Source organism: Chromobacterium sp. ATCC 53434 (assembly GCF_002848345.1).
Taxonomy (GTDB): Bacteria; Pseudomonadota; Gammaproteobacteria; order Burkholderiales; family Chromobacteriaceae; genus Chromobacterium.
Genome location: NZ_CP025429.1, coordinates 4,308,831 through 4,326,870 on the forward strand (window position 1 = coordinate 4,308,831; position 18,040 = coordinate 4,326,870).

Annotated in this window: 25 protein-coding genes and 5 tRNA genes; 14 read left to right on the forward strand and 16 right to left on the reverse strand. The window is 66.9% G+C overall.

Annotated elements, in window-relative coordinates:
- Positions 1-223: 223 nt before the first annotated feature.
- From CXB49_RS19130 to CXB49_RS19140, 3 genes are read left to right on the forward strand one after another with little or no spacing between them, the layout of a single operon-like run.
- On the forward strand, positions 224-1,705 hold the full coding sequence (locus tag CXB49_RS19130; protein ID WP_101709843.1) for a diguanylate cyclase: 1,482 nt from the start codon (positions 224-226) through the stop codon (positions 1,703-1,705).
- 40 nt (positions 1,706-1,745) lie between these two features.
- Positions 1,746-2,717 carry a D-2-hydroxyacid dehydrogenase family protein gene (locus CXB49_RS19135; protein WP_101709844.1) on the forward strand — a complete coding sequence of 324 codons (972 nt, stop codon included), beginning with the start codon at positions 1,746-1,748 and terminating at the stop codon, positions 2,715-2,717.
- 31 nt (positions 2,718-2,748) lie between these two features.
- A complete protein-coding gene (locus CXB49_RS19140) occupies positions 2,749-3,273 on the forward strand; it encodes a cysteine hydrolase family protein (protein ID WP_101709845.1) in 525 nt (174 codons plus the stop codon).
- 64 nt (positions 3,274-3,337) lie between these two features.
- Here CXB49_RS19140 and CXB49_RS19145 read toward each other — a convergent pair whose 3' ends face one another.
- Positions 3,338-4,960 carry a glycosyl hydrolase family 18 protein gene (locus CXB49_RS19145; RefSeq protein WP_101709846.1) on the reverse strand — a complete coding sequence of 541 codons (1,623 nt, stop codon included), beginning with the start codon at positions 4,958-4,960 and terminating at the stop codon, positions 3,338-3,340.
- Between CXB49_RS19145 and CXB49_RS23740 the strand changes: the two genes are divergently transcribed.
- Entirely contained in the window at positions 4,959-5,276 is a 318-nt protein-coding gene (locus CXB49_RS23740) for a hypothetical protein (protein WP_158300953.1), read from the forward strand. The genes CXB49_RS19145 and CXB49_RS23740 overlap by 2 nt on opposite strands.
- Here CXB49_RS23740 and CXB49_RS19150 read toward each other — a convergent pair.
- On the reverse strand, positions 5,243-5,485 hold the full coding sequence (locus CXB49_RS19150) for an acid-shock protein (protein WP_101710774.1): 243 nt from the start codon (positions 5,483-5,485) through the stop codon (positions 5,243-5,245). The two genes, CXB49_RS23740 and CXB49_RS19150, sit on opposite strands and share 34 nt — an antisense overlap.
- Before the next feature lie 131 nt (positions 5,486-5,616).
- Entirely contained in the window at positions 5,617-6,933 is a 1,317-nt protein-coding gene (locus tag CXB49_RS19155; protein ID WP_101709847.1) for a hemolysin family protein, read from the reverse strand.
- Between the two features lie 153 nt (positions 6,934-7,086).
- Here CXB49_RS19155 and CXB49_RS19160 point away from each other — a divergent pair, with 153 nt between their 5' ends.
- Positions 7,087-7,485, forward strand: coding sequence for an HIT family protein (locus CXB49_RS19160; protein WP_101709848.1), 399 nt, complete (start codon positions 7,087-7,089; stop codon positions 7,483-7,485).
- A gap of 71 nt (positions 7,486-7,556) precedes the next feature.
- Entirely contained in the window at positions 7,557-8,396 is an 840-nt protein-coding gene (locus CXB49_RS19165) for a sulfurtransferase (protein ID WP_101709849.1), read from the forward strand.
- Between the two features lie 197 nt (positions 8,397-8,593).
- Here CXB49_RS19165 and CXB49_RS19170 read toward each other — a convergent pair whose 3' ends face one another.
- Together CXB49_RS19170 and CXB49_RS19175 are read right to left on the reverse strand one after the other, a co-directional pair.
- Complete coding sequence (locus CXB49_RS19170) at positions 8,594-9,190, reverse strand: alpha/beta hydrolase (RefSeq protein WP_101709850.1); 597 nt, start codon at positions 9,188-9,190, stop codon at positions 8,594-8,596.
- Complete coding sequence (locus CXB49_RS19175) at positions 9,190-9,966, reverse strand: exodeoxyribonuclease III (RefSeq protein WP_101709851.1); 777 nt, start codon at positions 9,964-9,966, stop codon at positions 9,190-9,192. The genes CXB49_RS19170 and CXB49_RS19175 overlap by 1 nt, the downstream gene beginning before the upstream one ends.
- Before the next feature lie 74 nt (positions 9,967-10,040).
- Between CXB49_RS19175 and pyrE the strand changes: the two genes are divergently transcribed.
- Both pyrE and CXB49_RS19185 read left to right on the forward strand, forming a co-directional pair.
- Positions 10,041-10,685: an orotate phosphoribosyltransferase gene (pyrE, locus tag CXB49_RS19180; protein WP_101709852.1), complete on the forward strand. Its 645-nt coding sequence runs from the start codon at positions 10,041-10,043 to the stop codon at positions 10,683-10,685.
- Entirely contained in the window at positions 10,685-11,272 is a 588-nt protein-coding gene (locus CXB49_RS19185; RefSeq protein ID WP_101709853.1) for a DUF4124 domain-containing protein, read from the forward strand. Before pyrE ends, CXB49_RS19185 begins: the two co-directional genes overlap by 1 nt.
- 1 nt (position 11,273) lies before the next feature.
- On the opposite strand, the gene CXB49_RS19190 is transcribed toward CXB49_RS19185, so the two are convergent.
- The 9 genes from CXB49_RS19190 to cutA form a co-directional block, all read right to left on the reverse strand.
- Positions 11,274-11,600: a hypothetical protein gene (locus CXB49_RS19190; protein ID WP_101709854.1), complete on the reverse strand. Its 327-nt coding sequence runs from the start codon at positions 11,598-11,600 to the stop codon at positions 11,274-11,276.
- Between the two features lie 88 nt (positions 11,601-11,688).
- Complete coding sequence (locus CXB49_RS19195; RefSeq protein ID WP_199406719.1) at positions 11,689-12,072, reverse strand: YbaN family protein; 384 nt, start codon at positions 12,070-12,072, stop codon at positions 11,689-11,691.
- Positions 12,069-12,650, reverse strand: coding sequence for a biliverdin-producing heme oxygenase (locus CXB49_RS19200; RefSeq protein ID WP_101709855.1), 582 nt, complete (start codon positions 12,648-12,650; stop codon positions 12,069-12,071). Before CXB49_RS19200 ends, CXB49_RS19195 begins: the two co-directional genes overlap by 4 nt.
- Positions 12,651-12,784: 134 nt before the next feature.
- Positions 12,785-12,860 (reverse strand) — tRNA-Lys (locus tag CXB49_RS19205).
- A gap of 35 nt (positions 12,861-12,895) precedes the next feature.
- Positions 12,896-12,971, reverse strand: a tRNA-Lys gene (locus tag CXB49_RS19210).
- Positions 12,972-13,005: 34 nt separating this feature from the next.
- A tRNA-Lys gene (locus CXB49_RS19215) sits at positions 13,006-13,081 on the reverse strand.
- Positions 13,082-13,110: 29 nt separating this feature from the next.
- Positions 13,111-13,186 (reverse strand) — tRNA-Lys (locus CXB49_RS19220).
- A 39-nt stretch (positions 13,187-13,225) separates the two neighbouring features.
- Positions 13,226-13,301: transfer RNA gene (locus CXB49_RS19225), tRNA-Lys, on the reverse strand.
- A gap of 113 nt (positions 13,302-13,414) precedes the next feature.
- A complete protein-coding gene (cutA, locus tag CXB49_RS19230) occupies positions 13,415-13,744 on the reverse strand; it encodes a divalent-cation tolerance protein CutA (RefSeq protein ID WP_233492862.1) in 330 nt (109 codons plus the stop codon).
- Between the two features lie 31 nt (positions 13,745-13,775).
- Here cutA and CXB49_RS19235 point away from each other — a divergent pair, with 31 nt between their 5' ends.
- Positions 13,776-14,219, forward strand: a complete 444-nt coding sequence (locus tag CXB49_RS19235; protein WP_101709857.1) for an FxsA family protein — start codon at positions 13,776-13,778, stop codon at positions 14,217-14,219.
- Here CXB49_RS19235 and CXB49_RS23745 read toward each other — a convergent pair.
- The gene (locus CXB49_RS23745; protein ID WP_158300954.1) at positions 14,213-14,356 is read right to left on the reverse strand and encodes a hypothetical protein; all 144 of its coding nucleotides are present in this window, start codon (positions 14,354-14,356) and stop codon (positions 14,213-14,215) included. The genes CXB49_RS19235 and CXB49_RS23745 overlap by 7 nt on opposite strands.
- Positions 14,357-14,433: 77 nt before the next feature.
- Here CXB49_RS23745 and CXB49_RS19240 point away from each other — a divergent pair, with 77 nt between their 5' ends.
- From CXB49_RS19240 to CXB49_RS19260, 5 genes are all read left to right on the forward strand, one after another.
- Positions 14,434-14,898: a Dps family protein gene (locus CXB49_RS19240; RefSeq protein WP_101709858.1), complete on the forward strand. Its 465-nt coding sequence runs from the start codon at positions 14,434-14,436 to the stop codon at positions 14,896-14,898.
- A gap of 90 nt (positions 14,899-14,988) precedes the next feature.
- Entirely contained in the window at positions 14,989-15,825 is an 837-nt protein-coding gene (locus tag CXB49_RS19245; RefSeq protein ID WP_101709859.1) for an energy transducer TonB, read from the forward strand.
- A gap of 13 nt (positions 15,826-15,838) precedes the next feature.
- Entirely contained in the window at positions 15,839-16,216 is a 378-nt protein-coding gene (locus CXB49_RS19250) for a VacJ (RefSeq protein ID WP_101709860.1), read from the forward strand.
- A 30-nt stretch (positions 16,217-16,246) separates the two neighbouring features.
- The gene (locus CXB49_RS19255; RefSeq protein WP_101709861.1) at positions 16,247-16,660 is read left to right on the forward strand and encodes a thioesterase family protein; all 414 of its coding nucleotides are present in this window, start codon (positions 16,247-16,249) and stop codon (positions 16,658-16,660) included.
- Between the two features lie 20 nt (positions 16,661-16,680).
- On the forward strand, positions 16,681-17,166 hold the full coding sequence (locus CXB49_RS19260; RefSeq protein ID WP_101709862.1) for a TlpA disulfide reductase family protein: 486 nt from the start codon (positions 16,681-16,683) through the stop codon (positions 17,164-17,166).
- Between the two features lie 48 nt (positions 17,167-17,214).
- Here the strand turns inward: CXB49_RS19260 and CXB49_RS19265 are convergent, their stop codons facing one another.
- Positions 17,215-17,979 (reverse strand): molybdopterin-synthase adenylyltransferase MoeB, encoded by a 765-nt coding sequence (locus CXB49_RS19265; RefSeq protein WP_199406720.1) that lies wholly within the window; start codon positions 17,977-17,979, stop codon positions 17,215-17,217.
- Positions 17,980-18,040: the final 61 nt, after the last annotated feature.

Below are 18,040 nucleotides of genomic sequence, written 5' to 3' on the forward strand. Positions count from 1 at the left end.
TTCCTGATCGGGCGCGCCGCGCGGAGCCCCGCCCCCCTCCCAATGCTTGCCCCCGGTGCTCAAGGCCTTCTCTGCCGGCGCCTGCCGATGCCGACGCCCCACGTTTTCCGCCGCTGACGATGCCGATGCGCAAGTGACGGCTTGGCGTGATGCGCGTAGCATCCTAGGCTGAAAGCCTGTTACGGGCTTTCAGCCATCCGCCACACTCCTCCGGAGGAGCCGCGTGTCCGCACCATTCGCGCCTTACCGCCTGGTCGTCATCGTCACGCTGCTGCTTCTGGGCGGCATCCTGCTGAACGCCGCGCTGTACTACCGCCAGACCAGCGACGACATCAGCCGCAGCCTGGTGGAGCAGGACCTGCCGCTGTCCGGCGACACCATCATGTCGGAGATAGACCAGGGCATACTGCGGCCGCTGTCGGTCGCCGAGCTGATGGCCCGCGACGTCTTTCTGCTCGACTGGCTGCAGCAGGGAGAGACAGACGCCAGCCACGCCAGCCGCTACCTCGCCGCCATCGACGGCCACTACGGCATCAGCGGCAGCTTTCTGGTGTCGGAGCGCACCCATCGCTACTACTACGCGCGCGGCGTGCTGAAGACCGTCTCCGCCAACGATCCGTCCGACAGCTGGTATTTCCGCAGCAGCAAGATGCGCGAGCCGCGCGAGATCAATATCGACTGGGACATGACCAATGGCGGCAAGGCCACCATCTTCATCAACCAGCGCATGGTCGACGCGCAGGGCAAGCTGCTCGGCGTCATCGGCGTCGGCCTGGAGCTGGACAGGCTGCGCGCGCGGCTGGCCGAATACGAGCGGCGCCTGCAACGCCGGATCTACTTCATAGACCGGGACGGCCGCATCATGCTGGACAGCGCGCCGCGGCCGCAGCGGCGGCTACAGGACCTGCCGGGCCTGGCCGGTCTGGCCGACGCCATCCTGGCCGGCGGCGAGCAGCCGCGACGGCTGGAATATCGGCTGAACGACAACCGCTACCTGCTGAGCAGCCGGCTGGTGCCGGAATTGGGCTGGCGCCTGCTGGTGGAGCAGAACGAGTCCGGTCCGCTGGAGCGGCTGCACCACCGGCTGCTGGTCAATCTGGTGATCAATTCCGCCATCCTGCTGCTGGTGGTGCTGGCGGTGCTGGCGACCTTGCACCGCCATCAGCGGCGGCTGCGCCAGCTGGCCACCACCGACCAGCTGACCGGCTGCCTGAACCGGCTGGCCTTCCTGGAATTGCTGCCCGGCTGGCTGCGCCATTGCCAGCGCATCGGCGCCCAGCCCCAGCTGCAGATTCTCGACATCGACCATTTCAAACAGGTCAACGATCAGCACGGCCATCAGGTCGGCGACCAGCTGCTGCGCGAAATCACCGAGCTGTTGCGCTCGCAGCTGCGCGGCAACGACCTGCTGATCCGCTGGGGAGGCGAGGAATTCGTCGTGCTGTCGGCCGGCCACGGCGACGACGACGCGCTGGCGGAACGGCTGCGCCTGGCGGTGTCGCGTCACGCGATGGACGCCGCGGCCGGCCCGATCCACGTCACCATCAGCATAGGCCTGTGCCAGTGGCGGGAGCCGGAAACGCTGGAGTCGGCGGTGTCGCGCGCCGACAAGGCGCTGTACGCCGCCAAGCAGGGCGGCCGCAATCGCGTCTGCCGCGCCGAACCGGTGAACGGCGCCGACATCGAGGACTCGGCGGCGACATGATAAATGATTACAATGTGGACTTTCCCCGCGAGGTCCGCCGATGTCTTCTATCCGCCTGCTGGTTCCCGACGACTACCAGAACATCGTCCCGCAACTCGCCGAACTGCATCGCCATCCGGACGTCGTCTGCCGCGGCGTCGGCGACCTGTCCCGCGCGCCCGACGCCGACGCCGCGCTGGCCGAAGCCGACGCGCTGCTGCTGATCCGCGAGCGCACCGTCGTCGACGCGGCGCTGCTGGCGCGCATGCCCCGCTTGAAGCTGGTCAGCCAGACCGGCAAGCTGGCGCGCAATATCGATGTCGACGCCTGCAGCCGCGCCGGCGTCGCCGTCGTCGAGGGCAGCGGCTCGCCGCACGCGCCGGCGGAACTGAGCTGGCTGTTGATCATGGCCGCGCGCCGTCGCCTGCTGGAATCGGTGGACAGCCTGCGCCACGGCGACTGGCAGGGACCGGCCGGCCGGGTCGTCCGCGACGCCACGCTGGGCATACTCGGCTTCGGCAAGATAGGCAAGCTGGTCGCCGGCTACGGTCGCGCCTTCGGCATGCAGGTGCTGGTCTGGGGCAGCGAGCGCGCCCGCGAGGAGGCGCTGGCGCTCGGCTACCGGGCCGCCGCCAGCCGCGAGGCCTTCTTCGCCGAGGCCGACATCGTTTCGCTGCACCAGCGACTGGTTCCGGCGACGACCGGCAATGTCGGCCCGGCCGACCTCGCGGCGATGAAGCCGGACGCGCTGCTGGTCAACACCAGCCGCGCCGAGCTGATCGCCCCCGGCGCGCTGCAGGCGGCGCTGGACGCCGGCCGCCCCGGCTTCGCCGCGCTCGACGTGTTCGAGCGGGAGCCGGTCTACGACACCGCCCACCCGCTGTTCGGCCGTCCCAATGTGCTGTGCACGCCGCACCTCGGCTACGCCGAGGAGGCCAGCTACCGCCAATATCTGGAAATCGCCTGCGACAACGCCCTGCGCTTCTTCGGCGGCGACACCGCCCACGTGCTCAATCCCGAAGTCCTGGGCTGAACGCCCGTCCCCGCGCCACAGGAGAACAAACATGTCCGATACCGCCCTGCTGATCATCGATGTCCAGGTCGACGTCGTCGAAGGGAAACAACGCGCCGCCCGCCTCGACGCCGTGCTCGACAATCTCAACCTCGCCATCGCCAAGGCCCGCCAGCGCGGCATGCCGGTGATCTTCGTCCAGCACGAGGAGGACGATCTGCCGCGCGGCTCCGACGGCTGGCAGCTGCATCCGAAGCTCGCCCGCGCAGCCGGCGACCAGATCGTCCACAAGCGCCACGGCGACAGCTTCTGCGAGACCGATCTGGCGCAATGGCTGTCGGCCCACGGGACCAGCAAGCTGTGGATAGGCGGCGCCGCGACCGATTTCTGCGTCGACAGCACGGTGCGCAACGCCGTGTCGCGCGGCTACCAGATCACCGTCATCGAAGACGGCCACTCCACCATCAGCGCTTTTGCCTTGAGCGGCGAACAAGTCATAGACCACTTCAATGCCATTTGGCGCGCCTCCAGCGCCACGCCGAAGCCGCTGCGGGTGCTGCCGGCGGCCGAACTGTAAGCCAGACGGAAGCGATAAAAAAAACGGCGGGGGCATGCCCCGCCGTTTTCCCGTCCTCCCCCTCCTACTTCTTCGCTGCCTTGGCTTTCGCCGCGGCGGCGGCCGCCGCAGCCGCGCGGCGCTTGGCCGCGGTCGCCGCGTCCTGCCGGACCTCGGCGCTGGTCTTCAGCAACGTCGCCTGCGCGTCGTCGCCGTCCAGCGACCAGCTGAACACGCCGCCGAGCTGCTGCTGGCGCACATAGTCCAGCTTGCCGCGTATCGTCGCCGGATCGTCGTAGCTCCAGAACTCGTTGCCGTCGTAGGTCCACAGCTGCTTGGCCACCGGGCTGTTGAACTGCTTCGCGCTGCGGTTCACCAGCACGCGGTAGTCCTCTATGCCCTGCTCGTAAGTGCCCTTGGCCGGGCCGGTGGCCACCTGGTACAGGCCATCGCCCTTGGCGCCCGCGGCCACGCCGGTCCAGCCGCGGCCGTAGAACGGCAGGCCGACGTTGATCTTGGCGCGCGGCACGCCGGCGCCCACCAGGGTCTTCACCGCGTCGTCGACGGTGTAGTAGACCTGGTCGCCGGTGACCGGCGCCGCCGGATCGCGGTAGAGGTTGGACTGGAAGTTGGTCGGTCCCTTGGCGTCCCAGCCGCCGTGGAAGTCATAGGTCATCACGTTGATCCAGTCGAGATAGCCGCTGTAGGCGGCCGGCTCGGTGTTGCGGATCTTGTCGACGCCGGAGCCGATCGCCACGGTCAGGTAGTAGCGGCGCTTGTTGGCCGTGGTCAGCGCGTTCAGCTGGTTGCGGAACTCGGCCAGCAGCAGCGTGTAGTTGTGCTTGTCGTTCGGATCGACGGTATTGGTCGGCAGGCCGCCGCCGCCCGGATATTCCCAGTCGATGTCGAAGCCGTCGAACACGCCCAGCGCCGAAGCCTGTCCGCCGGCGCTCTCGCCCACCGGCAGGTTGCCCTTGATGTAGAGGTCTATGCACGAGCTGACCATGGCCTTGCGGCCGGCGTCGGTGGCGGCGAACTGGCCGAAGTTCTTGGACCAGGTCCAGCCGCCCAGCGAGATCAGCACCTTCAGCGAGGGATTCGCCAGCTTCAGCTTGCGCAGCTGGTTGAAGTTGCCGCGCAGCGGATCGTTCCAGCTGTCGGCCTTGCCGTCCACCGATTCGTTGGCGGCGAAGGAGCGCTGGTAGTCGGCCCAGGCGTCGCCGCCGTCGCCGTTGCCGCTCTCGGCTCGGGTGACCATGCCGCACTTGCCATCTGCGTAGACATTGCCGAAGGCGTAGTTCAGGAAGGTCAGCTGCTTGTCGCCGCCGGCCTTGACCAGGTTGAACACCTTGTAGTTGCGGTCGTAGATGCCCCACTGGGTGAAGTAGGAGCCGACGTTGCGGCCGACGGTCGGGGTCGGTTCCGGCGGCACGCCGCTGCTGGGCTGGCCAGGCTGGCTGGGATCGCCGGGCGTGCACTCGCTGGCCGGACGCTGCTGCCAGGCGCCCCACTGATTGCTGCCCGGCTGCTCTCCCTGGGTCCACCAGCTGGCGCGCCAGGTCTGGCCGTTGAAGGTGGCGTAGTCGCCGGCGTTATAGACCTGGCCGCTACTCCAGGGCGAGCACGACGGCGCGGCCCAGGCGGCCTGCGCCAGCGCGAAAGCGGCGCCGACGGCCAACAGCGCGCGGGACAACGGAAAATTCAGCATGGTGGTTCTCCTCTTCTTGGACTGGATGGAAGGCAGAGGTCGATTCGCTCTTGCCGATGCAATCACCAGCATGAGCGCCTCACGTGGTATTACATTGGTATCAGAATCGAATATCCAGATCGGAATACAAGAAGAGAACTACTCGCCTGTCATTTTGAACAGGTTTTTACAATCACAATGGGCATATACGCAACAGAAAATTGAAAATGACGGCCAAAATAAAAAGGAGGCTGTTAGCCTCCTTCTCTCGCATCCGGCGATGACCGGGCCCGTCGGGCCGCCTTACTTCGGATTGTGGTGCTTCTTGTGGCCGTGATGATGGTGCTTGTGATGCTTCTTGGCGGCCTGCGCCTTTTGCGCGGCGGGCGCCGAGCTGGCCTTCTTCGCGTGGTGCTTCTTGTGATGCTTGTGATGCTTGGCCGGCGCGGCGGCCTTGGCGGCCGGCGCGGAAGCGTCGGCGGCGTAGGTGGCGGCGGACCCCAGGCCCAGGACGGCGGCCAGCAGAAGGGCGGTCAGTTTTTTCATGGTCATGCTCCCGAATCCGAGTGTGGGGATCTTGTTCCGGGGCGCCGTTTCCGGCGTCCTTGAATCCATGTTAGGCAGACCGCGCCATCCCGTCTGTGAGGCCTGTGTAAGCGGGTGTAACCAATCGTAATTCAGCGGTCCGACTCGGCCTCGGCCGGCGTCGGCGGGATCAGCGTCACCAGCAGCTGGTCTATCCGGTAGTTGTCGATGTCCACCACCTCGAACTTGTAGCCCTCGTATTCGACGCTGTCGGTGCGCTTGGGAATCTTGCGCAGCATATACATCATGAAGCCGGCGATGGTCTCGTAGTTCTCGTCGTCCGGGAACGACTCGATGTCCAGCGCGCGCAGCACGTCCTCCACCGGCGTCGCGCCGTCGACCAGCCAGGAGCGCTCGTCGCGGCGCACCACCTGCTCCTCCTGGAACTGGTTGACCAGATCGCCCATCACCGTGCTCATCACATCGTTCAGCGTGATCACACCGACCACCAGCGCGTACTCGTTCATCACCACCGCGAAATCCTCGCGCGAGGCCTTGAAGCGCTCCAAGAGCTCGGACAGCGTCAGCGTGTCCGGGATGATCAGCACATTGCGTATCGTCAGCTCGCGCTTCATCGACAGGCTCTGCTGATTGATCAGCCGCATCAGGATGTCCTTGGAGTCGACGTAGCCGATCACCGAATCGATCACGCCGTCGCAGACCAGGAACTTGGTGTGCGGATGCTCGGCGATCTTCTGCTTGATGCTGGACTCGTCCTCGTGCAGCGTGAAGTAGATGATGCTCTCGCGCGCCGTCATCGACGACGGCACGGTGCGGCTCTCCAGCTCGAACACGTTCTCGATCAGGTGGTGCTCCTTCTGCTGCAGCACCCCGGCCTCGGCGCCGGCGTCCATCATCGCCAGCAGATCGTCCGGCGTCAGGTCCTCGGGCCGCGCCGTCGGCACGCCGAACAGGCGGAAGAACACATTGGCCAGACCGTTGAACAGCCACACCAGCGGCCGGAACAGCTGCACGCAGAACATCATCGGCCGCACCACCAACAGCGCGATGCGCTCCGGCGCCACCATGCCCAGCCGCTTCGGCATCAGATCGGCGAACAGCACGAACAGCGAGGTCACGCACAGGAAGGACAACACGAAGCTCAGGTGCTCGACCCAGCCTGCCGGCGTCACCAGATGCAGCATCGTGGCGAAGTACGGCGTGAACGCCGCCTCGCCCAGGATGCCGGCCAGGATGGCCACGGCGTTCAGCCCTATCTGCACCACGGTGAAGAAATGGCCCGGCTGCTGCTGCAATTCCAGCACCCGGGCGGCATTGCCGTCGCCTTCCTCCGCCAGTTGCCGCAGCTTGATCTTGCGCGCGGCGGCCAGGGAGATTTCCGATACCGAGAAAAAGGCGCTGGCGGCGATCAGGACGGCAATGACAAATAGGCTGTTGACGAAACTCACGGCGATTCCCAGGCGGTTCTTACGATCGGAAAATGGCACGCCGGCATGCGCGCGGCGGACAGACAATCGTTTTAGTATAACAGACGCTTCGCCCTGCCCTGTTGACGCCGCTGCGCGTAGAATCAACAGCCTCTTATCAATACGGAGCCGAACATGGCATGCGAACTCTGCGGCGAGCCGAAAGGCGAGCTGCTGCACCAGGACGACAAGCTGCGGGTGCTGCTGGTCGACGAGGCCGGCTATCCGGGCTTCTGCCGCGTAGTCTGGCGCGGCCACGTCGCCGAGATGACCGATCTGGACGCGGCGGACCGCGCGCATCTGATGGACTGGGTCTACCGCGTCGAAACGGCGCTGCGCGCGGTGATGCGGCCGACCAAGATCAATCTGGCCAGCCTGGGCAATATGGTGCCTCACCTGCACTGGCACGTGATTCCTCGCTTCGCCGACGACGCCCATTTCCCCAGCCCGATCTGGGCCGCGCCGCAGCGCGGCGGCGCCGACCACGGCCGGCCCGGACTCGCCGACGCGCTGCGCGCGGCGCTGGCCGACTGAGCGGGCCCGGCTTGCCAAACGCCGCCGGCTGCCGCTAGGCTGGGGACTTTCCCTCGCTCAGGGTCCCCACCATGTACGCCACGCTGATCACGCCCGAACAACTGGCCGGCCTCGACGCCGACCGGCTGGTGCTGCTGGACTGCCGCTTCCAGCTGGACAACCCCGACTACGGCCACGCCGCCTACGAGCAGGGCCATCTGCCCGGCGCCCACTATCTGCATCTGGACTACCATCTGTCCGGCAGCAAGAACGGCCGCAACGGCCGCCATCCGTTGCCCGACGGCCAGCGGCTGGCGGTGGACCTCGGCGCGATAGGCGTCGACGAGCACGCCCAGGTCGTCGCCTACGACGACGGCGGCGGCCAGTACGCGGCGCGCGCCTGGTGGCTGCTGCGCTGGCTGGGTCACGAGAACGCCGCGGTGCTGGATGGCGGCCTGACCGCCTGGAAGGCCGCCGGCTTCGCCGTCGACACCGAGCCGCCGGGCCGCCGCTCTCGCCGTTTCGCCATCCGCCAGCCGCTGGTCGGCGCGGTCGACGCCGACGCGGTGCTGGCCAATCTGGACACGCCGTCGTTCACCGTCGTCGACGCCCGCAGCGCGGAGCGCTTCCGCGGCGTCGGCGAAACGGTGGACCCGGTGGCCGGCCACATCCCCGGCGCGGCCAACCGCTTCTTCATGAGCAATCTGGACGGCGATCAGCGCTTCAAGCCGGCGGCGCAGCTGCGCGCTGAATGGGAGGCGCAGCTCGGAGCCGGCTTCGACCCGGCCGCCATCGTCCACCAGTGCGGCTCCGGCGTCACCGCCTGCCACAATCTGCTGTCTATGGAAATCGCCGGCTATGCCGGCAGCCGGCTGTATCCGGGCTCCTGGAGCGAATGGTGCAGCGACCCGGAGCGGCCGGTCGCACGCTGAGCCCCCCTCTCCCCAAGCCCTCTCCCGCAAGGGGGAGAGGGGCTGCGAATCGCATCCAGTCTACCGCCCGGAAACGCACGCCGCGTGGCCGGCATCGCTCGCTTACGGTCAAGCGGCGCCTGTCTCGTGAAAACCACGACGGCGCAGCGCCCTCCCCTCTCCCCCCGCGGGAGAGGGGCCGGGGGAGAGGGGCGACATCACCCCAGAATCAGCCGCTGCAGCAGGCTCTGGCCCGCCGGCCAGCTGCCGAGGCCGGCCTGGCTGCCGATATGGCCGCAGGCGCCGGCATCGTGCAGTTCCGCGCCCCAGGCCGCCGCCATCCGCCCGGCCGCTTCGAAGCCGCAGAACGGATCGTCGCGGCTGGCGGCGACGATGACCGGCGCCGGCAGCCGCTGCGCCAGCGGTGCCTCGAAGCCGGAGAAGGCCGGCAGCGTCACGCCGGCCGGCAACTCGCCGCTGGCGCGCGCCACCGCTTCCGCGATCGGCAGCGCCGGCGGCGCGACCAGCAACAGGCCCTTCACCCTGCGCTGTTCCGACAGCGAAGCCTGCAGCAACCAGGCGACGGCGGTGTGGCAGCCCAGGCTGTGGGCGGCGATGACCAGCCGGCCCGGAATGCCGGCCGCGGCGGCGGACAGCCCCGCCACCCATTCGTCGCGGTCCGGATACAGCCAGTCGCGCTGCGCGGCCCGCCGCGCCAGCGGATAGCCGAGCTCCCAGCGGCTCTGCCAGTGCGCGTGGCCGGAGTCGCCCCAACCCGGCACCGTCAGCAATGTGACGTCATCGTCGTCCCACATCACGGCGCCCGCCGGTAATCGACGATCAGCGGCGCGTGGTCGGAGAATTTCTCGTCCTTGTAGACGCTGGCCGCTTCGGCCAGCTCCATCAGCGACGGCGTGACGATCTGGTAGTCGATGCGCCAGCCGACATCCTTGGCATAGGCCTGGCCGCGGTTGCTCCACCAGGTGTAGCCCGGCGCCTCCGGATACAGATTGCGCCAGGCGTCGCGCCAGCCGACGCGGCCCAGCAAGTCGGTCATCCACGCGCGCTCCTCCGGCAGGAAGCCGGAGTTCTTCAGGTTGCCCTTCCAGTTCTTCAGGTCGATCTCCTGGTGCGCGATGTTCCAGTCGCCGCAGATCACGATGTCGCGGCCGTCGGCGCGCAGCTTTTCCAGATGCGGCATGAAAACATCGAGGAAGGCGAACTTCACCTGCTGGCGCTCGTCGCTGCTGGAACCGGACGGCAGATACAGCGACACCACCGACAGCTTGCCGAAATCCAGCTGCAGGAAACGGCCCTCGGCGTCGATCCAGTCGACGCCCAGGCCTTCCACCACCGCGTCGGGCTTGTGGCGGGTGTACAGGCCCACGCCGCTATAGCCCTTCTTCTCGGCGTAGTGGAAGTAACCGGCCAGGCCGTCCGGATTGCGCATCCGTTCTGACAGGTCGCCGGCCTGCGCCTTCAGTTCCTGCACGCAGACGAAATCGGCGTTGATGGTGGCCAGCCAATCGAAAAAGCCCTTCTTGTCCGCCGAGCGGATGCCATTGAGGTTGGCGGAAACGATTCGAAGCATTGTGTCTCCCGTGCTATGCTTGCGGCGGTTTTTTTCAGCCGTTCAAACAGTTAACGATTCAGTGAGGAGTAAGGATGAGCGATTTCCGTCAGGATTTTATTCGTTTTGCGCTCGACAAGCAGGTTTTGAAGTTTGGCGAGTTCATCACCAAGGCGGGCCGCAAGTCGCCCTACTTCTTCAACGCCGGCCTGTTCAACGACGGCGCGTCCACGCTGAGCCTGTCGCGCTTCTACGCCCGATCCATTCTGGCCAGCGGCATCGAATTCGACATGCTGTTCGGGCCGGCCTATAAAGGCATCATACTGGCCGCCGCCGCCGGCATGGCGCTGGCCGAACAGGGTCGCAACGCGCCGTTCGCCTACAACCGCAAGGAGGCGAAGGACCACGGCGAGGGCGGCACCCTGGTCGGCGCGCCGCTGCGAGGCAAGGTGCTGATCATAGACGATGTGATCTCGGCCGGCACCTCGGTGCGCGAATCGGTGGCGCTGATCCGCGCCGCCGGCGCCGAACCGGCCGGCGTCGCCATCGCGCTGGACCGGATGGAGCGCGGCCAGGGCGAATTGTCGGCGGTGCAGGAAGTGGCCCAGCAACACGGTCTGCCGGTGGTGGCGATCGCCACGCTGAAAGACGTGCTGGGCTTCCTGGAAAACAGTCCGGAACTGGCGGCGCATCTGGACGCGGTCCGCGCCTATCGCGCCGAATACGGAGTCGATTACTGATGAAAACGCTTGCCGGATTGTCGCTGCTATTGTGCTCGCTGGCCCAGGCCGGCGTGTACAAGTGGGTGGACGAGACCGGCAAGACGCATTACAGCGACTCTCCGCCGCTGCAGAACCAGAGCCGCGGCGTCTCCGAGCTGAGCCGGCAAGGCGCCGTCACCCGGCAGGCGGAAACCGAGCCTCAGCGCAAGGCGCGCGAGGCTTCCGCCGCCGCCGCGCGGCAGGCGCTGCAGCAGCGCCAGGAACAGCAGCGCCACGACCAGGCCCTGAGCCAGAGCTATCCGACGCTGGCCGATCTGAAGGCCGACCGCGACAAGCAGTTGGCGGCGCTGCAGTCGGCGCTGCGGGCGCTGGAATTGCGCGCCCAGGGGCTGACGCTGCAGCAGCGCAATCTGCAGAAGGACGCCGACCTAGCCGCCCGCCAGCATCAGCCGCCGCGCGCCGCCACCCAGCACGATCTGCAGGTCTTGCAGCACGAGCAAAAGGACCTCGCCGCGATGCTCGCCGCCAAGCGCGCCGAAATCGACGCCTACCGCCAGAAAATGCAGCAGGATCTGCTGCGCTACCAGCAATTGAACGCCAAGTAAGTTACTGGCCGCCTTCCTTGCGCTGCCAGGCCTGGTTCAGCGTCTGCGTGGCCTGGTTCAGCCCCTGCTGCGCGCCGCTTTGCACGGCGCCGGCCGCCGCCAGCTCGGCATTGGCCTTGTCCAGCGCCGCCTGGGCGCCGGCCAAGCGCTGCTCGGCCAGCGCCTTGGCGTCCTCGGCCGCCTTCATCCTGGTATCGGCCAGCCGCTGCTGGCTCTGCGCCTGCTGGAACGCCATCTGCGCCGCCAGCAACTGCTCGTCGGCCGTCTGCGCCAGCGCGGCGCCCGCCCACAGGGCCGTCAGCAACGGCATGCTCTTGATCAGTGTCATCGAATCCCCCTTGGCCGCCCTCCGGCCATTCTGCCGCCATTATGCGGCAAGCCGGCCGGCAGCTCCATCGCGCCGGGCGACCGATCCGTCAACGCGGCCGCGACGGCCGGCCGAGCAGATAGGCCAGCACCGCCAGCTCGATCGCCGCCACCAGCCAGGGCACCCAGTGCGGGGGCCGCGCCAGCAGCAGCGCCGCGAAGCCGGCGCCCATGCCCAGCGCCGCGAAGCACTTGGCCTTGACCGGCACCACCCGCTGCTCGCGCCAGAGCCGCAGGCCGGGACCGTAGCGCGGATGCGCCAACAGCCTGGCCTCCAGGCGCGGCGACGACTTGCTGAAACAGGCCAGCGCCAGGATCAGGAAGATGGTGGTCGGCATCACCGGCAGCAAGGCGCCTATCACCGCCAGCGCCACCATCGCGAAGCCGCCCAGCAGATAGAGCCAGCGCACCGCCCGATGCGGCGCGGCGCTCAAGCGTACACCCGGTCCAGGTGGGCGTTCATGCAGGCGAAGGCCGCCACCGCGCCGGCGGTGACGCGCGCCTCGGCCTCGTCGTCCAGCTGCAGGCCGTCCAGCGCCGAGGTGAAGGTGCGCCAGTGCCGGGCGCGGCCGTCCGGATGGCCGGCCAGGTGGCGGGCGCCGAAGTTTTCGTCCAGGTCCAGTTTGCCGGCCAGCTTGTACAGGATGGCGGCGCCGAGCTTGGAGCCTTCCACCACGTACAGCCAGCCCATCGCGCTGGCCACGTCCAGGCTGGCGCTGACCGGCGCGGCATCGAGCTGAGGCAGCGGCCGGCCCAGATCGCCCATGTCGGCGGCGATGCTCAGATAACGGCGGCGCTCGGCCAGGTCGGAGAACAGCTTGGCCAGCTCCGGATTGTCGTACAGCGCGTCGGCGTCGCGCAGAAAGCGGTATTGAGCATCGAGGAAGCGCGCGTAATTGTCGCGGCTGGCGAACGGCTGATTGGCCATGATGCGCTGGTCGAGCTGATCATGGGTCTCGTGGGTGCGGGCTTTCAGGTCCTGGGTGCGGGTGCGTTCGATTACGGTGCTCATCACGGGTACATCCTGTTGCAGGGCGGAACATGGCCGCCGGCGATTAAATCGCAATGATAACCATTTTTATTTAAAAGAAAAAGCGGCAACGACGATGCGGCGGGAAAACGATGGGATCTAGAGGATGGAATACGTGGTGGGTCGTGCGGGATTCGAACCTGCGACCAACGGATTAAAAGTCCGCTGCTCTACCAGCTGAGCTAACGACCCGTTGTGGAATGCGTCTGGAGAGGTGCGGGAGGAGATGGTGGGTCGTGAGTGGCTCGAACACTCGACCTACGGATTAAGAGTCCGCTGCTCTACCAACTGAGCTAACGACCCATCGGCCTGCACTGAAAAACGAAATGAACTTGATTGGTGGGTCGTGCGGGATTCGAACCTGCGACCAACGGATTAAAAGTCCGCTGCTCTACCAGCTGAGCTAACGACCCGCACAACGTACGGCAAGCATGTCTTTGGATGGTGGGTCGTGAGTGGCTCGAACACTCGACCTACGGATTAAGAGTCCGCTGCTCTACCAACTGAGCTAACGACCCGTCCGGGACATGCTACTACACTATATCAAGCTTTCTCTTTGGTGGGTCGTGCGGGATTCGAACCTGCGACCAACGGATTAAAAGTCCGCTGCTCTACCAGCTGAGCTAACGACCCAACGAGAGTCCGCAACTATAGTGAAACCGATCAGGCGCGTCAAGCCATGTCGTGAAAAATATTTCGCGCGCGGCCTGTCTGCCGGGAACGAAACGCGCGCCGCGGAGGTCGCATCACGATGCGCCGCGTTCGCTCCCACTTGAAAGCACGCTGTCCGATACCCATGTCAGGTAGGCGGACAAGCCGAGCGCCAGCGGCAGGGCGACGATTTCCGGCACCTGGTACGGATGCAGCTGCGTCAATCGCCGCTCCAGCCTGTCGTAGACATCGCGACGGGTCTTGATCAGCAGCGGGATTTCCTCGGCCCGCTCCACCTGGTCCTGCCAGCGGTATACCGAGCGGCACGGCGCCAGGATGTTGACGCAGGCGGCCAGCCGCTCGTCCACCAGCGCCGCCGCGATCCGTTCGGCCACCGGCTGATCGGGCGCGTTGCAGACAACCAATAAACATTCGTCAGATGGAAAAGTATTCAAGATGCGCGCACTCCTGTTGTTGTTGCTGATCTACCCGTTCGCCGAAATCGCGGCCCTGGTCGCGCTGGCCGATCATATCGGCGGCCTCGCCGTCTTCCTGCTGGTCGTGCTGTCTTCGATGCTGGGCCTGTGGATGCTGCGCCACCAGAAGCTGGGCGCGCTGCTGACGCTGGGCAGCATGATGCGCCAGGGCGACAAGGTTTCGCTGTATTCGCTGCTGTGGCCGCTGCGCTACGCGCTGGCCGGCGTGCTCTTCCTGCTGCCCGGCCTGCTCAGCGATCTGGCGGCCATCCTGCTGCTGCTGCCGCTGAAAGGCCCGGACATCCAGCTGCGCACCGCGCCGCCGGCGCCCGGCGGCAACGCCAGCACCGGTGCCGGCGACGTGATCGAAGGCGAGTACAATCGCGTCGACGAGCAGACGCCGCCGGAACGCCGCATTCAGTGAACATCGAATTTCGCCAGCACCTCGCCCTCGGCCAGATCGCAGCGGATTTCCACCACCTTGTGGCAACTCTTGTCGCTGGGCTGCACGTAGCGCGTCAGGCGTACGCCGCCGGCTTGGCGGGACAGCCAGGGTTTCATCGCCATTTTCCGTCCAAAACGGGAAGTGTAGTTCAAAACGCGGCCCGCCAGAGCGGCCGTCACACAGGAGCATCGTCATGGATATCGGCATCAACGAACAAGACCGCCAGCGCATCGCCGAAGGACTGTCCCGGCTGCTGGCCGACAGCTACACCCTGTACCTGAAGACCCACAACTTCCACTGGAACGTCACCGGGCCGATGTTCAACACGCTGCACCTGATGTTCGAGACCCAGTACAACGAGCTGTCGCTGGCGGTGGACGCCGTCGCCGAGCGCATTCGCGCGCTCGGCCACTACGCGCCCGGCAGCTACGCCGATTACGCCCGGCTGACCTCGATTGCCGAAGCCAACGGCGTGCCCAAGGCCGAGGACATGATCCGCCAGCTGGTGGACGGCCACGAAACGGTGTGCCGCACCGCCCGCAGCATTTTCGAGGTGGTGGACCATGCCGGCGACGAGCCCAGCGCCGACCTGCTGACCCAACGCCTGCAGGTGCACGAGAAGACCGCCTGGATGCTGCGCAGCATGCTGGAAAAATAAGCGCGGACAGCGAAGGCGCCGCGCCATGCTTTGGTCCGGCGTCTCCGCGCCGCCGCCGTGCTACACTCCGGCAAAGTCCGGAATCTCGCCATGGCCGACCACCTGTACAGCACACGACCGAACGCCCCCGGCAACCGCCTGCTGTGGTTGACGGCGGCGTTGTCGCTGCTGGCGCATCTGCTGCTGTTCGGCGTCGGCGGCTTCTCGTCGTCCAGCCCGTTCGCCGCCGAGCCGGCGCCACGCCAGCTCAGCATCCGGCTGACGCGCCAGGCCTCGCCTACCGCGCCAGCCACCGCCCGCGCCGCCGAGGAGAACCACGGCGGCGCCGGCAACACCGCCGCTCCGGACCAGCTGCTCAGCCGCAGCGAACGCCACCGCCAGGCCGGCGAGCCGGCGCCGACGCCGCCGGTTCAAGCCCCGACGCCGCTCAATCCGATCACCCGGCCGGAACCGGCCAGGCCGCTGCAGCCGACGCCGGCGGTCAGCGCCGCCTCCTTGATGTCCCAGGTCCGCGATCTGGCCAATAGCAGCGGCGACAACGCCGTCGCCGACAACGACCGCGAGACCGGCCGCGACGGCGCCAACCTCGGCGAGGCCACGCGCGGCTATTCCTGGGCGCGCTACCAGGCCGACTGGCAGCTGAAGGTCGAGCGGATAGGCAATCGAAACTATCCGGAGGAGGCGCGCCGGCAGGGGCTGCACGGCGCGGTGACGCTGGAGGTGACGATAGCGGCCGACGGCAGCCTGCGCGGCCAGCGCGTCAGCCGCAGCTCCGGCAACGCCATTCTGGACGAGGCGGCCCGCCGCATCATCGACATGGCGGCGCCGTTCTCGCCGTTTCCGCCGGCGCTGGCGAAACGCTTCCCGACCCAGCGCCTGAGCCTGAGATTCATCTTCACCCGCGACAACCTGTTGTCCAGCCAATGAACAAGGATGCATCATGTTTGAAGTCAACCGCAGCATCGCCTTGCTGCGCCCGCAGGCGCCGTTCCTGGCCTGGCTGAAAAGCCTGCCCGGCGGCATCGATCCGCGACTGACGCTGGCCGAGCTCGCCGCCGGCGGCAACGCGCTGCTGATCCCGGCCGCCGACGACTACGACGACGCGCGCCATTTCGTCCAGCAGCGTTATCGCGAGCTGTTCGAGGCCGAACTGGCCGACTGGTGCGAGGACCAGAGCCTGTGGCCGCAGAACCTCAGTCCCAATCTGTTCCAGCAATGGTTTCAACTGGAGATCCACCCGGTGGTCACCGATCTGGCCGCCGAGCCGCTTGAGCGGGAGGCCTTCGCGCCGCTGGACCTGGACGGCAAGACCGAATAAGCGCCACGCCATACACAAGGGGGAAAACACATGGCACACCATACCCGGATCAAGGTCCGCGGCTATCATCTGGACCTGTTCGGCCACGTCAACAACGCCCGCTACCTGGAATTCCTCGAGGAAGCGCGCTGGAACAGCTTCGAGGACAGCGGCACGCTGCCGCAATTCCTGCAGAGCGGCCTGGGCCTCGCCGTGGTCAACATCAATATCGACTACAACCGCCCGGCGACGATGGGCGAGATGCTGCTGATCGAAACCACGGTCAAATCGATAGGCAACCGCAGCGCGGTGATACACCAGCGCGTGCTGCTGGACGGCAGCGACGCGCTGGTCGCCGAGGCCGACGTCACTTTCGTGGTGTTCGACACCCGCGCCGGCAAGGCAGTGGTGCTGGAAGGCCAGCTGAGAGAGGCGCTGGAACTGATACAGGCCAAGTCGGCCTGACACCGGATCGGAAATACGAAATGAAGAAAGCCCTGCTGATCGCCGTGGCGCTGCTGGTGGCGGCCGGCGTCGCCTACGCGCTGCTGTTCTCGAAAAATCCGGCGCCCGAGGTCAGCCTGACCTCGCTGAGCGGCGCCAGCACCAGCACCTCCGCGCTGAGGGGCAAGGTGGTGCTGGTGAATTTCTGGGCCACCAGTTGCCCCGGCTGCGTCGAGGAAATGCCGGAGATCAAGAAGCTGCACCAGCAATACGCCGGCCGCGGCCTCGATGTGCTGGCGGTGGCGATGAGCTACGACCCGCCGAACTACGTGCAAAGCTACGTCGCCAAGAACCAGCTGCCCTTCTTCGTCGCGCTGGACCCGCAGGGCGCGACGGCCAAGGCCTTCGGCGACATCCAGCTGGCGCCGACGACCTTTCTGATCGACAAGCAGGGCAATATCATCAAGCGCTACGTCGGCGTGATGAACTTCGCCGAAGTGCGGCAGCTGATCGAACAGCATCTCTGAGAGCCTGCTCAGCGCCGCCAAACGCCGCCCCGCTCGCCGGGGCGTTTTCTATCCGCCGCCGCACACCGGGCAGCCCGGATCGCGCGGCACGCCGATCTGCTTGAAGCCGCCGCCCAACGCGTCGTACAGCGTCAGCCGGCCCAGCGCCGGGCGGATGCCGGCCAACAGTTTGACCGCCTCCACCGCCTGCAGGCTGCCTATCGCGCCGACCAGCGGCGACAGCACGCCGAAGGTGGCGCACGGGCCGTCGTCGGCCTCGCCGTCTTCCGGAAACAGGCAGTGGTAGCACGGCGACGCCGCGTCGCCGCTGTCGAACACCGCCAGCTGGCCGGCGAAGCGCACCGCGGCGCCGGACACCAGCGGCACCCGCGCGGCGACGCAGGCGCGGTTGACGGCATGGCGGGTAGCGAAATTGTCGCTGCAGTCCAACACCAGATCGTGCGCAGCCACCTCTTCGATCAAGCGATCGCCGGATAGGCGCTCGGCCAGCGGCGCCACCGTGACCGACGGGTTCAGCGCCCGCATCCGCGCGGCCGCCGACTCCGCCTTGCCCCGTCCCAGGCTGGCGTTGTCGTGCGCGATCTGCCGCTGCAGATTGGACAATTCCACCGTGTCGTCGTCGACGATGGTGATATGGCCGACGCCGGCGCCGGCCAGGTACAGCGCGACCGGCGAACCCAGGCCGCCGGCGCCGACGATCAGCGCGCGCGCCGCCAACAGCCGGCGCTGGCCGGTGATGTCGATCTCCGGCAGCAGGATGTGGCGGCTGTAGCGCAGCAACGCCTCGTCGTCCAGTTCGCGTTCTTGCTCCATGCTCATGCTCCAGAATGCGAAACGCCAGCCGGAAAGGCTGGCGTCGATAAGTGATTTGTGT